At 67.9% G+C, this 12916-nt stretch carries 12 protein-coding genes and 1 pseudogene; 4 read left to right on the top strand and 9 right to left on the bottom strand.

Annotation, left to right across the window (positions count from 1 at the left end; all coding sequences use genetic code 11):
- Nucleotides 1-63 precede the first annotated feature (63 nt).
- A complete protein-coding gene (locus AC37TH_RS12510; protein WP_490764671.1) occupies nt 64-600 on the top strand; it encodes a dihydrofolate reductase family protein in 537 nt (178 codons plus the stop codon).
- Between the two features lie 17 nt (nt 601-617).
- On the opposite strand, the gene dxs is transcribed toward AC37TH_RS12510, so the two are convergent.
- The 8 genes and pseudogenes from dxs to dut all read right to left on the bottom strand — a co-directional run bounded on the left by dxs (nt 618) and on the right by dut (nt 10701).
- The gene (gene dxs / locus AC37TH_RS12505) at nt 618-2558 is read right to left on the bottom strand and encodes a 1-deoxy-D-xylulose-5-phosphate synthase (RefSeq protein ID WP_490764670.1); all 1941 of its coding nucleotides are present in this window, start codon (nt 2556-2558) and stop codon (nt 618-620) included.
- 55 nt (nt 2559-2613) lie between these two features.
- A complete protein-coding gene (locus AC37TH_RS12500) occupies nt 2614-3132 on the bottom strand; it encodes a GNAT family N-acetyltransferase (protein ID WP_490764669.1) in 519 nt (172 codons plus the stop codon).
- Nucleotides 3129-3401 carry a type II toxin-antitoxin system TacA family antitoxin gene (locus AC37TH_RS12495; RefSeq protein WP_490764668.1) on the bottom strand — a complete coding sequence of 91 codons (273 nt, stop codon included), beginning with the start codon at nt 3399-3401 and terminating at the stop codon, nt 3129-3131. The genes AC37TH_RS12500 and AC37TH_RS12495 overlap by 4 nt, the downstream gene beginning before the upstream one ends.
- A gap of 83 nt (nt 3402-3484) precedes the next feature.
- A pseudogene (gene acnA / locus AC37TH_RS12490) lies at nt 3485-6299 on the bottom strand (aconitate hydratase AcnA).
- 145 nt (nt 6300-6444) lie between these two features.
- Nucleotides 6445-8820 (bottom strand): HAD-IC family P-type ATPase, encoded by a 2376-nt coding sequence (locus AC37TH_RS12485; protein WP_490764667.1) that lies wholly within the window; start codon nt 8818-8820, stop codon nt 6445-6447.
- 3 nt (nt 8821-8823) lie between these two features.
- Nucleotides 8824-9609: a DUF3159 domain-containing protein gene (locus AC37TH_RS12480; protein WP_490764666.1), complete on the bottom strand. Its 786-nt coding sequence runs from the start codon at nt 9607-9609 to the stop codon at nt 8824-8826.
- 10 nt (nt 9610-9619) lie between these two features.
- Complete coding sequence (locus tag AC37TH_RS12475; RefSeq protein WP_490764665.1) at nt 9620-10246, bottom strand: DUF3710 domain-containing protein; 627 nt, start codon at nt 10244-10246, stop codon at nt 9620-9622.
- Nucleotides 10243-10701 carry a dUTP diphosphatase gene (dut, locus tag AC37TH_RS12470; protein WP_490764664.1) on the bottom strand — a complete coding sequence of 153 codons (459 nt, stop codon included), beginning with the start codon at nt 10699-10701 and terminating at the stop codon, nt 10243-10245. Before dut ends, AC37TH_RS12475 begins: the two co-directional genes overlap by 4 nt.
- A 38-nt stretch (nt 10702-10739) precedes the next feature.
- On the opposite strand from dut, the gene AC37TH_RS12465 reads away from it, so the two are divergent.
- Nucleotides 10740-11186 (top strand): DUF3093 domain-containing protein, encoded by a 447-nt coding sequence (locus AC37TH_RS12465; RefSeq protein ID WP_490764663.1) that lies wholly within the window; start codon nt 10740-10742, stop codon nt 11184-11186.
- Nucleotides 11187-11196: 10 nt separating this feature from the next.
- Here the strand turns inward: AC37TH_RS12465 and AC37TH_RS12460 are convergent, their stop codons facing one another.
- A complete protein-coding gene (locus tag AC37TH_RS12460) occupies nt 11197-11490 on the bottom strand; it encodes a DUF4193 domain-containing protein (protein ID WP_026307201.1) in 294 nt (97 codons plus the stop codon).
- A gap of 206 nt (nt 11491-11696) precedes the next feature.
- On the opposite strand from AC37TH_RS12460, the gene AC37TH_RS12455 reads away from it, so the two are divergent.
- Both AC37TH_RS12455 and sepH read left to right on the top strand, forming a co-directional pair.
- Nucleotides 11697-11891 carry a hypothetical protein gene (locus AC37TH_RS12455; protein WP_490764662.1) on the top strand — a complete coding sequence of 65 codons (195 nt, stop codon included), beginning with the start codon at nt 11697-11699 and terminating at the stop codon, nt 11889-11891.
- Entirely contained in the window at nt 11857-12873 is a 1017-nt protein-coding gene (sepH, locus tag AC37TH_RS12450; protein ID WP_490764661.1) for a septation protein SepH, read from the top strand. The genes AC37TH_RS12455 and sepH overlap by 35 nt, the downstream gene beginning before the upstream one ends.
- Nucleotides 12874-12916: the final 43 nt, after the last annotated feature.

Genomic DNA, 12916 nt, shown 5'->3' with positions numbered 1-12916 from the left:
GATAGGACTTCGAGTGCACTCGAAGTCAATCCGGGTGTCGGATGCTCCTGTTATCTTCCCAGCATGGCTCTCACGAAGTACTACGTCGCCTCCTCCATCGACGGTTTCATCGCCGACACCGACGACCGCATCGACTGGCTGATGCAGTTCGGCTTCGAGGAGTTCGACGAGCACTACCAGCGCTTCTTCTCCGGCATCGGCGCCATCGTGATGGGAGCAGCGACCTACGATTTCCTCCTTGCAGACGAATCGACGGAGTGGCCGTACCCCGGCATCCCGACCTGGGTGGTCACGCACCGCGTGCTCCCGTCGATCCCCGGCGCAGAGCTCACCTTCTTCGAGGGCGACCTCGCGGCGCTCGACGGCGAGCTCCGCGACGCAGCGGGCGACCGCGACGTCTGGGTGGTGGGAGGCGGCTCGGTCGCTGCGCAGTTCGCCGACGCAGGGCTGCTCGACGAACTCCACGTCACGTACGTGCCGGTGCTTGTCGGCTCCGGCAAGCCACTGCTGCCCGTCTCCGCGGCGAGCACGCCCCTCACGCTCTCTGACACCACCACGTTCCCGAGCGGCGCCGTGGAGCACATCTACCGGCTCCGGTAGGTGCACGGCGCGGCCGGTCAGGCGTCGAGGTGGCGCTGCTCGCTCAACTCATCCACGGGCAGCGGACGGGCGATCGGGATGCGGCTGCCGAGCACCTGGGCGACGAGGTCGCGGGCGATCTTCTGCGCGGTGAGGCCCGCATCCTCGAGGATCTGCTCGCGGGTCGCGTGGTCGATGAACTCGTCCGGCAGGCCCAGCTCGTCCACGGCGGTGTCGATTCCGGCCTCGCGCAGGCTCTGCCGCACGCGGGTGCCGATGCCGCCGACTCGGATGCCGTCCTCGATCGTCACGACGATCCGGTGTCCCGCCGCCAGGTCCAGGATGCTCGGTGCGACAGGGACCACCCAGCGCGGGTCGACGACGGTGGCGCCGATCCCCTGCGCGGCCAGCGCTTCGGCGACCTTGAGTCCGAGGTCGGCCATCGGCCCGACGGTGACGATCAGAACGTCCTTACGGTCGGCCTCGCGCAGCACGTCAACACCGTCGTCGGTGCGGCGGAGCGCGTCGATGTCGGGGCCGACGGATCCCTTCGGGAAGCGCAGCACCGTGGGGGCGTCGTCGACGGCGACGGCCTCCGCCAGCTCCTCGCGGAACCGGGCGCCGTCTCGCGGGGCTGCGAGCCGGATGCCGGGCACGACCTGCAGGATGGCAAGGTCCCAGATGCCGTGGTGGCTCGGTCCGTCCGGACCGGTGACACCTGCACGGTCGAGCACGAAGGTGACGCCGGCCTTGTGCAGTGCGACGTCCATGAGCACCTGGTCGAAGGCGCGGTTGATGAACGTGGCGTAGATGGCGACTACCGGATGCAGTCCCCCGAACGCCAGCCCGGCGGCGCTCGTCGCCGCGTGCTGCTCGGCGATGCCGACGTCGTGCACCCGTTCGGGAAAGCGCTCGGCAAATTTGTGCAGTCCGGTCGGACGGAGCATCGCGGCCGTGATGCCGACGATCTTCTCGTCCTTCTCGGCGAGCCGGACGATCTCGTCGGAGAACACGCTGGTCCAGGACGGCTTGCTCGAACTCTCGATCGGCTCTCCCGTCTCCGGGTCGATCTTGTTGACGGAGTGGAACTGGTCGGCCGCGTCCCGGAGCGCTGGCTCATAGCCGCGGCCCTTCTGCGTGATGGCGTGGACGATCACCGGGGCGCCGTAGTTCTTCGCCTGCCGGAGCGCCTCCTCCATCGCCTCGATGTCGTGCCCGTGCACCGGGCCGATGTACTTGATGTCGAGGTTGGAGTACAGCGCCTCGTTGTTGGAGAACCGGCTGAGGAAGCCGTGCAGCCCGCCGCGGATGCCGCGGTAGAACGACTGCCCTGGACCACCCAGCTTGTCGAACGCCTTGCGGCTCGACAGGTAGAGGTTGCGGTAGCTCCTGCGCGTGCGCACGGTATTGAGGAACCGCGCCATGCCGCCGATGGTCGGGGCGTACGACCGGCCGTTGTCGTTGACGACGATGATGAGCCTGCGCGTGTTGTCGTCGCTGATGTTGTTCAGCGCCTCCCACGTCATGCCGCCGGTGAGCGCGCCGTCGCCGACCATTGCGATCACGTGCCGGTCGTCTTGGCCGGTCATCGCGAAGGCGCGCGAGATGCCGTCTGCCCACGAGAGCGAACTGGAGGCGTGAGAGCTCTCCACGATGTCATGCTCGGATTCCGAGCGCTGCGGGTAGCCGGCGAGGCCGCCGCGCTGCCGCAGCTGGGAGAAGTCCTGACGACCGGTGAGCAGCTTGTGCACGTACGACTGGTGCCCGGTGTCGAACACGATCGCATCCCGCGGCGAGTCGAAGACCCGGTGGATGGCGATCGTCGACTCGACGACACCGAGGTTGGGCCCGAGGTGCCCACCGGTCTTGGCGACGTTCGCGACCAGGAAGGCGCGGATCTCCCCCGCCAGCGTGACGAGCTCCTCTTCAGAGAGCTTGTCCAGATCGCGGGGACCGTGGATGGTCTCGAGGATGCTCATGCTTCGAGTCTAGGCGCGCGCAAATCGAAGCTCGCCCGGAAACGGGATATCCGGCTCATCCGAGCACCGCCTTCGTCGCACTCTTCCTGATGGTGGCCAGCGAGAGGAACAGGGTCTGCTCATCCAACGGAGACGGCGCGAACCCGAAATGCCGGTAGAACGCGACCGCCGCATCGTCGATCGCGTGCACGAGCATGGCCCGCACGCCGACGGCCTCGGCAGCGGCGGCGACGCGGAGCACCGCATCCTGCAGCAGGGACGCACCCAGCCCGGCGCCGTGCGAACGCTCGTCGACCGCGAGTCGCCCGAGCAGGATGACCGGGACGGGAGAGGGCATGTTTCGCCGCACCGACCCTGGGGCGTCCGCGAGCAGGACGGACGACGCCGCGAGCGTGTAGAACCCGACGGCCGCGGACGTGCCGGTCGCGCAGGTGACATAGCTCCGGGATGCGCCGGAGACCTCGTTCCGCAGCGCACGGTCACGGAACCACGAGTCCAGCGCGGCGTTGCCGCTGGAGAAGTCGCCGAGATCGTGCTCCGCGGTCAACCGCGTCGGCGCGGTGAACCCGCTCACGCGTCGAAGACGGACGGCCGCTTCAGCAGCTCGACGAGCTCGGCGACGGGACGGGCGGGCTCGTCGAGTTGAGCGGAGAAGGCATCCCACGCCTCCTGGGAGACGCCGAACGCCGCACGGTCGGCGAGCACTTCTTCGGCGCGCTCGGTGAGCGCCTCGATGGAGAACTCGGTGACATTGCGCCCCATCACTTCGGCGGCGCGCTCGATTGTCTGCTTCTGCTGCGCTGTCACGCGCACGGCGAGACGCTCCTGCTTGATGATGGTCATAAACCACAGTGTACGCCCATCAGGCGCACAAATCGAAGCGGGCCGGCGATCCGAGGATCACCGGCCCGCTTACGCGTCATTGCCTAGACGAGGCTGCGCAGCACGTACTGCAGGATGCCGCCGTTGCGGTAATAGTCGGCCTCACCCGGGGTGTCGATGCGGACCACGGCGTCGAACTCGATGGTCTGCTTGCCTGCGGCCGAGTCGCTGCTCGGCTCCGCGACCACGTGGACCGTCTTCGGCGTCGTGCCCTGGTTCAGCTCCTCCAGGCCGGAGATCGAGACGACCTCCGTGCCGTCGAGGCCGAGCGACGCCCAGCTCTCGCCGGCGGGGAACTGCAGCGGAACCACGCCCATGCCGATCAGGTTCGACCGGTGGATGCGCTCGAAGCTCTCCGTGATGACCGCGCGGACGCCGAGGAGGCTGGTGCCCTTCGCCGCCCAGTCGCGCGACGAACCGGAACCGTACTCCTTGCCGCCGAAGATCACCAGCGGCGTGCCCTGGGCCTGGTAGTTCTGCGACGCGTCGTAGATGAACGACTGCGGACCGCCGTCCTGGGTGAAGTCGCGGGTGTATCCGCCCTCGACGCCGTCCAGGAGCTGGTTCTTCAGGCGGATGTTCGCGAACGTTCCGCGGATCATCACCTCGTGGTTGCCGCGGCGCGAGCCGTAGGAGTTGTAGTCCTTGCGCTCGATGCCGTGCTCGTCGAGGTAGCGGCCGGCCGGGCTGTCCGCCTTGATGTTTCCGGCGGGGCTGATGTGGTCGGTCGTGACCGAGTCGCCGAGCTTCGCGAGCACCCTGGCGCCGGCGATGTCCGTGACAGGGGTGGTCTCCAGCGTCATGCCGTCGAAGTACGGGGGCTTCCGCACGTAGGTCGACTTCTCGTCCCACTCGAAGACGGAGCCGGTCGGGGTCGGCAGCGACTTCCAGCGCTCGTCGCCCTCGAACACGCTCGCGTACTCGTGGGTGAACATGCCCTCGTTGATGGAGGAGTCGATGGTGTCCTGCACCTCGGCGGCGTCCGGCCAGATGTCCTTGAGGAACACGTCGTTGCCGTCCGCGTCCTTGCCGAGCGCGTCCACCTCGAAGTCGAAGTTCATCGAACCGGCGAGCGCGTACGCGATGACCAGTGGCGGGCTCGCCAGGTAGTTCATCTTGACGTCGGGGTTGATGCGGCCCTCGAAGTTGCGGTTTCCGGAGAGGACGGCGGTGACAGCGAGGTCGTTGTCATTGACCGCCTGCGAGATCTCGTCGATCAGCGGACCGGAGTTTCCGATGCAGGTGGTGCAGCCGTAGCCGACCGTGTAGAAGCCCAGCGCCTCGAGGTAGGTCGTGAGTCCGGCCTTCTCGTAGTAGTCGGTGACGACCTTGGACCCGGGAGCCAGCGTGGTCTTGACCCATGGCTTGGCCTTGAGGCCCTTCTGCGCCGCGTTGCGGGCGAGCAGACCGGCGGCGAGCATCACCGACGGGTTCGACGTGTTCGTGCACGACGTGATCGCCGCGATGGCGACCGCTCCGTGGTCGATCGTGAACTCCGCACCGTTCTCGGCCAGCGTGACCGGCGTCGGGTTCGACGCGGTCTTGGGGGCGTGGCTGTGGTGGTGGTGCTCGTGGTGGCTGTGCCCGTCTTCCGGGCTCAGCTCGCCGGGGTCGGACGCGGGGAACGACTCCGAGATGGTGAGGTCGACGATGTCGTGCGAGATCTCGGCGTAGTCGACGAGGTCTTTCTCGAACTGCTCCTTGGCGCCGCTCAGCTCGATGCGGTCCTGCGGACGCTTCGGGCCGGCGATCGAGGGAACGACCGTGGACAGGTCGAGCTCGAGGTACTCGCTGAAGACCGGCTCGACGGAGGCGTCGTGCCAGAGCGACTGCAGCTTCGAGTACTCCTCGACCAGCTTGATCTGCTCCTCGCTGCGGCCGGTGAGCCGCAGGTAGTCGAGGGTGACATCGTCGATCGGGAACATGGCGGCCGTCGAACCGAACTCCGGGCTCATGTTGCCGATGGTGGCGCGGTTCGCGAGCGGGACCTCGGCGACGCCGGCTCCGTAGAACTCGACGAACTTGCCCACGACGCCGTGCTTGCGCAGCATCTGCGTGATGGTGAGCACCACGTCCGTCGCGGTCACACCGGTCGGGATGGCGCCGCTCAGCTTGAAGCCGACGACCTTCGGGATGAGCATGGAGACGGGCTGGCCGAGCATGGCCGCCTCTGCCTCGATGCCGCCGACGCCCCAGCCGAGCACGCCGAGGCCGTTGACCATGGTGGTGTGCGAGTCGGTGCCGACGCAGGTGTCCGGGTATGCGAGCAACTCGCCGCCGACCTCGCGGGTCATGGTGACGCGTGCCAGGTACTCGATGTTGACCTGGTGCACGATGCCGGTTCCCGGCGGGACGACCTTGAAGTCGTCGAACGCGGTCTGGCCCCAGCGGAGGAACTGGTAGCGCTCGCCGTTGCGCTCGTACTCGATGTCGGTGTTGCGCTCGAGCGCGTTCTTCTGTGCCGAACAGGTCGGCGATGACCGAGTGGTCGATGACCATCTCGGCCGGCGCGAGTGGGTTGATCTTCTTGGGGTCGCCGCCGAGGGCGGAGACAGCCTCGCGCATGGTGGCGAGGTCGACGATGCAGGGAACACCGGTGAAGTCCTGCATGATCACGCGCGCCGGCGTGAACTGGATCTCGGTGTCCGGCTCCGCCGTCGGGTCCCAGCCCGCGAGGGCCTGGATGTGGTCGGCGGTGATGTTCGCGCCGTCCTCCGTGCGCAGCAGGTTCTCGAGCAGAACCTTGAGGCTGAACGGAAGTCTCTTGTATCCGTCGACCTTGTCGATCCGGAATACCTGGTAGTCGGTCGAGCCGACCGTCAGGGTGTCTTTTGCACCGAAGCTGTTTACCGCAGACACGTTGCCCTCTCCTTCATCGGCAGGCCTGGTGACGCATGCCTTCGAATGTCCATCTTGGTTGTCCGTCGAAGTGTGTTTCCAGCAAGGCAATCCTAAGTCGTCCGCGGGAAAAGATATCTTGACGTCAAGATAAATCTAGCACGCGTCAGACGCGGTCGAACACCAGGCCGCGCCGTCTGGCGAACCGATAGAACACTTCGATTCCCGCCGCCCCCACCGCGCCGACCGCGATCCCCCAGGCCAGCTCGGGCGACAGCGGGACGTGCATCTGGAAGAACTCGGCGGTCCACGGGATCACGCACACCAGCACCATCGCCGCCGCCACGGTGGCCAGAAGCGCGACGCGCGGCCCGCTGAGCGGTCTGGTGAGGACGCAGAGGATCCACACCGACACGCAGAACAGCGCAATGGTCGTCACACTCCTCGCCTCCCGCAACGGGATGCTCTGGTACAGCGGCAGGTACGCGACGATCGCCGTGGCACCGGCGATGAGCCCGGTCGGGATGGAGTACTTGAGCACCCTGGGCAGCACCCCGGGCGTGTAGATGCGGGCGTTCGGCGCGAGCGCGAGGAAGAACGCCGGGATGCCGATGGCGAGCGTCGACACCAGCGTCAGCTGCCGAGGAAGGAACGGGAACGGCAGCAGCAGTGCGGCGCTGACGAGCGCGAGGACGATGCCGTACACCGTCTTCGCCAGGAAGATGTTGGACACCCGCTCGACATTCGCGATCACCCGGCGACCGAAGGCGAGCACATCCGGCAGCCGGTCGAACCTGTTGTCGAGCAGCACCAGCCTGCTGACCGCCTTGGTCGCCGCCGTCGCGCTGCCCATCGCGATCCCGAGGTTCGCGTCTTTGATGGCCATGGCGTCGTTCACGCCGTCCCCGGTCATCGCCACCGTGCTGCCCTGCTCGCGCAGCAGGCCGACGGCGACGCGCTTCTGCTCGGGACTCACCCTGCCGAAGATGTTCGCCGTCGCGAGCGCGGCGGCGAGGGCGGCGGCGTCGTCGAGCGTCGACGCGTCCACGGCGTCGCCGTCGAGTTCGAGAGTTCTGGCGATGGCGGCGACGGTGATCGGGTTGTCGCCGGACATGACGATGACGCGCACGGACTGCTCGCCGAAGTAGGAGAGCGTCTGCCGCGCTTCCGGTCGCACCGTCTCGCTGAGGACGACGAGCAGAGCCGGCTGCACCTCCCTGCCGTCGAGCGGGACGTGCGACCCGGGAGGAAGAGGCTCGACCGAGCGGGCGAGGGCGAGCGTCCGCTGCCCGGTCGCCGCGATGACGTTCGCCAGGGCCAGATCATCCGGATGCGCCGCGAGCACGCGCTCCGGGGCGCCGAGCAGCCACGACGACTCCTCGCCGTCGACCACGATCACCACGCCGCTGTACTTGGTGGCCGACGAGAACGGCACCCTCCGCAGCACGCGGAACCGGTCGGAGCTGAACGCGCTCGACAGGATGCCAGAGGTCGCGTTGCCTGCATCGTCTGCTCCGAACGCCGCAAGCGCGATGCCCGCGAGCTCCTCCGGGACCTCTCGCCCGACGAGCTCCGTCCTGTCGAACGCGAGCTCGCCCGTCGTCAGCGTCCCGGTCTTGTCGAGGCAGAGCACGTCGACGCGGGCCAGGACCTCGACGGCCGCGAGCTCTTGCACCAGCACCTTGCGGGCGGCCAGCTGGATGGCGGCGACGCCGAAGGCGAGGCTCGTCAGCAGCACGAGACCTTCCGGGATCATGCCCACCACCGCGGCGACCGCATCCAGCAGAGCTCGACGCCAGCGCGCGTCGACGAACAGCTCGCTCCAGCCCCCGTAGGCGTACACGCGCCCGATCAGCGTGATCAGGATGACCGGGCCGAGGATCCACGACAGGTACACCAGGATGCGGTTGGTCGCGTCGCGCAGTTCGGAGTGCACGAGCGAGTGGCGGCGGATCTCGCTCGTCAGCTTGCTGGCGTACGAGTCGGCCCCGACCGCCGTGACGACCGCGTATCCGGTGCCGGAGACGACGTGCGATCCGGATAGGAGGAGCGCGTCCTCGTCTTTGAACACCGGGTCGGACTCGCCGGTGAGCATCGACTCGTCGAGCGACAGACCGGTGCTCTCGGCGACCTTGGCGTCCGCAGGGATCTGGTCGCCCGGCCGCAGCACCAGGAGGTCGTCGAGCACCACGCCATCGACGGGGACCGTCACCGCGACGCCGTCGCGCCGCACCCTGCTCTCGGGGGCGGCAAGGAGGGCGGCCCTGTCGAGCACCACCTTCGCCCGCACCTCCTGGACGATGCCGATCAGCGCGTTCACGACCACGACGCCGTAGAAGAAGCCGTCCCTCAGGTCGCCGAGCACGATCACGGCGATGAAGCAGACGGTCAGGATGCCGTTGAAGAGCGTGAAGATGTTCTCACGCAGGATGTCGCCGATGGAGCGCGAGCTCGGCTGGCGTTGCGTGTTGCCCCGGCCGTCCTGATGACGCTCGGCGACCTGTGCGCTGGTCAGCCCCTCCCTGGTTCGCGCATCCAGCATGGCCTACCCCTCGGTGGGCTTCTGCGCTGGCGGTTTAGCTGGCGTCGGCGGCTTCTTCTGCTCGGGGAACTGCCCGCGCACCACGAACCAGGTGATCAGCAGGAGCGGCGCGTAGAGCGGAACGCCCATCAGCAGCTTGGTGATCCCGAGGGCGGTCGTCGCCGCGTCCGTGTGCGCGAGGTACAGCGGCACCTGCACGAGCAGGCGGGCCGCGAACAGCAGGAACCAGAGGAAGGTGAGCGCCTGCATCACCCGGAATTTGCTGCGCACGCTGCGCCAGGCGAGCCCGTCGCCCATCAGGTAGCCGGCCGCGAGGCCGATCAGCGGCCAGCGAACCAGGATCGACACCAGCAGGGCGGCGCCGTATGCGGCGTTCGTCCAGATGCCGAGGATGAAGTTGTCCTCGCCCCGCCCGGTGATCAGCGCGAGGATCGCGGAGATGCCGACACCGAGAAGCCCGGCGATGGCCTGGGTCACCGGGGTCTTGCCGATGATCCGGATGGCCGTGAAAACCACGGCGACGGCCACCGAGCATCCGATCGACAGCGGCACGTTCTGGGTGAAGGTGAACAGGATCACGAACACGAGGCCGGGGAGAATCGTCTCGGCCAGGCCGCGGATGCCTCCGAGCGCCCCGAGGAGGGCGGCTCCGGTCGGGGTCTCGCCGTCGGCGAGCTGACCGAGGCCGGACTTCTGCGCCGCGCGGGCGATGGACTCGCCGATGGCCGCGGCCGCCTTCTCTTCCGGCTGGTTCTCCGCCGGGTGCTCCCTGTCGGAGCGGTCGGTCACGGTGTCCTGCCTAGAGCGAGGTGTAGCTGTCGGGACCGGTCTCCGGCGCCGTCGGCATCCGGAGCGGGATGAGGTCGCGCGGCGGCATCGGGGAGTCGCCTCTGACGACGACGATGCTGCGGAACAGGTCCTCGACCAGGGCTGCCGCGTCCGGCTTGATCGCGGCGTCGCCGGCGATCACCCCGCGGAGGAACCAGCGGGGACCGTCGACGCCGACGAAGCGCGCGACGCGCGTCTCGCCCGGGCCACCGGCCGGCGCAGCGACCGGGATCTCGGCGACGAGCTCCGGACCGAACACGCCGTCTCGCTCGGAGGTGCGACCGCCCTGCCTGTTGACCTGATCGGTGATCTGCTCGCGGATCTCGTGCCACAGGCCGCTCGAACGCGGGGCGGCGAAAGGCTGCACCTGCAGCGTCGAGTTGGCGTAGTCCAGTCCGACGGCGACGACGCGCTGCGTCTCCTCCTCGACCTCGAGGCGGAGGTGGAGGCCTTCGCGCGGGAGGATCTTGACGCCGCCGAGGTCGACGTACGGACGCACCGGGTTGGCTTCGCTCTCGTCGAGCGGCCCCTCCGTCGCGCGGTCCTCCGGCGCCGACTTCTCCCAGCTGTCGCTGCCGGTGTCGTTGGTGTCGCTCAAGCGTGTTCTCCTGACTGGGTGACTCTGTAGCCGGACGAGCCGAACCCCGCTGTTCCGCGGTGGCTCTCCGGCAGGCGGTCGACGGGCAGGAAGACGGCCCGCGTGACCGGCATGACGATCAGCTGGGCGATCCTGTCGCCGACGGCGATATCGTACGGCATCGAACTGTCCGTGTTCAGCACGGTCACCTTGATTTCACCGCGATAGCCGGCATCCACCGTTCCCGGCGAGTTCACGATCGTGATGCCGTGCTTCGCCGCGAGACCGCTGCGGGGCACGACGAACGCCGCATACCCGTCCGGCAGCGCGATGGAAACGCCGGTCGGCACCGTGTGCCGCTGTCCCGGGTCCAGCGAAACGGCCTCCGCGGCGCACAGATCGGCACCGGCGTCGCCGGGGTGGGCGTAGACAGGGAGGGTGTTCGCGACGATCGGAACGTCAACGGAATCGGTCACGTGTCGAGGGTAGTGCAGAAGTCTGATCGAATAGGGTCATGGACCTGTACCGTGAGCGCCTGTGGGCAGCCCCCTGGCTCTACATTTCGACCGCCCTCGTCATCCCCGCGACGATCCTGGTGTTCGCCCCGATCAATATGGCCGTCGGCATCGTGCTCGCGATCGTGTTCTACATCGCGATCGTGCTGATGATCGTGTCCTCCGCCGCGCCCGTGCGCGTCACGAAGACCGAGCTGATCGCCGGGCGGGCGAGCATCCCGCTGGAGTTCGTCGGGGAGCCGACCGCCTACACGGGCGACGAGGCGTCGCTGCAGCGCGGCCGACTGCTGGATGCACGCGCCTGGCTGCTGATCCGCGGCTGGGTGAAGCCCGTCGTCAAGATCCCCGTGCTCGACGCGAGCGACCCGGCGCCGTACTGGCTGGTCTCAACAAGAAACCCGGACCAGCTGGTCCGGGTTCTCGATGAGGCTCGACTCGCGTCGTGAGGTTTCGCTCCTAAGCTGCGCACTCCACGCAGATCGGTCCGAGCTTTGTCTCGTGATCGATCTGCGAGCGGTGCTTCACCAGGAAGCAGTTCACGCAGGTGAACTCATCCGCCTGCGGCGGGAGCACCACGACGTCGAGGTCGAGGTCCGACAGATCGGCTCCGGGAAGCTCGTATCCGCCCGGGTTGTCGGCGTCTTCGACGTCGACAACACCGGACATCTTGTCCGGAACTCGCTCCTTGAGGGCCTCGATCGACTCGGAGTCGTCTTCGGTCTTCCGCGGTGCGTCGTAATCCGTTGCCATGCCCATCCACTTCTCGTACTTAACGGCCGATTCTTCGCAATCGGCGGCCATAGTTTGCATCATCGTGGTGCGAATAGCAAACCACTCGGCTGCCTCTCGGTGATTGCTCGGTTTTCAACTTCCGGCACGCCACGGTTATTCCCCGGATTCCGGCCGTTTCCGTGGCATCCTGGGCCGGTACGCACGCAGCTGGGAAGGCATCCATCATGCAGGATTTGAAGGTCATCGGGGTCGAGAGCGGCGCACTGCTCGCCGTCGGCGACGACGGTGAGCGGTTCCGCATCGCCGTCGACGATGTGCTGCAGTCGAAGATCCGCCAGGTCAGGCAGGACTTCCGCCACAGCACCCAAGCTGTCGCCGCGCGAAGTGCAGGCGCACATCCGGTCGGGCATGTCCGCTGAGGACGTCGCGAGCGTCACCGGCGCCCCGCTCGACTACGTGCAGCGCTTCGAGGGACCGATCGTCGCCGAACGCGAGCACATCGTCGCGAGCGCGCTGAGCGTGCCGGTCGTCACCACGGCGGATGTCGATCCGCTCGGTGAGGGCAACACGTTCGGCTCCGTCATCCGCGACAGGCTGGCGTCGCTCGGCGTCGCCGGAGAGCGCTGGGCGAGCTGGAAAGACAGCGAAGCCGGCTGGATCGTCAAGCTGGAATTCACGGCCGACCTGATCGACCACGACGCCCGCTGGGGCTACGACGCCCGCAAGCACGCCCTCGCGCCGCTCAACTCGGAGGCGACGACGCTCTCCCAGGCCGGCGAGCTGAAGGGCGGCACCCTCATCCCGAGGCTGCGCGCAGTGATGCCGCACGAGGGCGAGCCGGACGAGTCGCGCTTCGACAGCGGAGCCTTCACGTTCCCCGACGCCCCCGACCTGCTCGGTCCGGAGATCACCCAGCCGCTCGAGCCGCTCACATACAGCCGCACGCCGAACGGCGCCAACAACTCGATCGCCATCTCCGCCATCAAACGCGCAGACGACGAGACCCCGCGCGACCTGCATCAGACCGCCGACCTGCTCGAAGCACTGCGCCGCCGCCGCGGCGAACGCGAAGCGGCCGTGTACGACGAGCCGGTGGATGTGCGCGGAGACCTGCGTGGAGAACTGCGGGGCGACTCCCCCGAGCTCGGCGATGCGCCGTTCCGGCTGATCGACGAGCCCATCGCGATCTTCGACCCTCCCGTCGACGCCGCTCCCGCTGCGCCGGAGGCGTCCGCGCCGACGGCGACACCGACGGCTCCGACATCGTCACCGTCTTCGTCGTCGTCCTCCGACTCGTCCGCGTCGTCGTCGTCCGCGAGGGCGAGCAAGAAGGGCCGCGCCTCCATGCCGAGCTGGGACGAGATCGTCTTCGGCGCCCGCACCGACGACGACCTGGCCTAGCCACTGTGACCGCCCGGTGCTGCCGCGTCCGGGCGGTCGTTTA

It is taken from the genome of Leifsonia sp. McL0627, from assembly GCF_058244615.1.
Note: the sequence above shows the minus strand (reverse complement) of the source record. Positions and strands in the feature narration are given on the sequence as shown.

Bases quoted from the DNA above. Each gene is read 5' to 3' on its own strand.
- AC37TH_RS12510 (WP_490764671.1), top strand. From the start codon at position 64: ATGGCTCTCACGAAGTACTACGTCGCCTCCTCCATCGACGGTTTCATC.
- dxs (WP_490764670.1), bottom strand. From the start codon at position 2,558: ATGAGCATCCTCGAGACCATCCACGGTCCCCGCGATCTGGACAAGCTC.
- AC37TH_RS12495 (WP_490764668.1), bottom strand. From the start codon at position 3,401: ATGACCATCATCAAGCAGGAGCGTCTCGCCGTGCGCGTGACAGCGCAG.
- AC37TH_RS12485 (WP_490764667.1), bottom strand. From the start codon at position 8,820: ATGCTGGATGCGCGAACCAGGGAGGGGCTGACCAGCGCACAGGTCGCC.
- AC37TH_RS12465 (WP_490764663.1), top strand. From the start codon at position 10,740: ATGGACCTGTACCGTGAGCGCCTGTGGGCAGCCCCCTGGCTCTACATT.
- AC37TH_RS12460 (WP_026307201.1), bottom strand. From the start codon at position 11,490: ATGGCAACGGATTACGACGCACCGCGGAAGACCGAAGACGACTCCGAG.
- AC37TH_RS12455 (WP_490764662.1), top strand. From the start codon at position 11,697: ATGCAGGATTTGAAGGTCATCGGGGTCGAGAGCGGCGCACTGCTCGCC.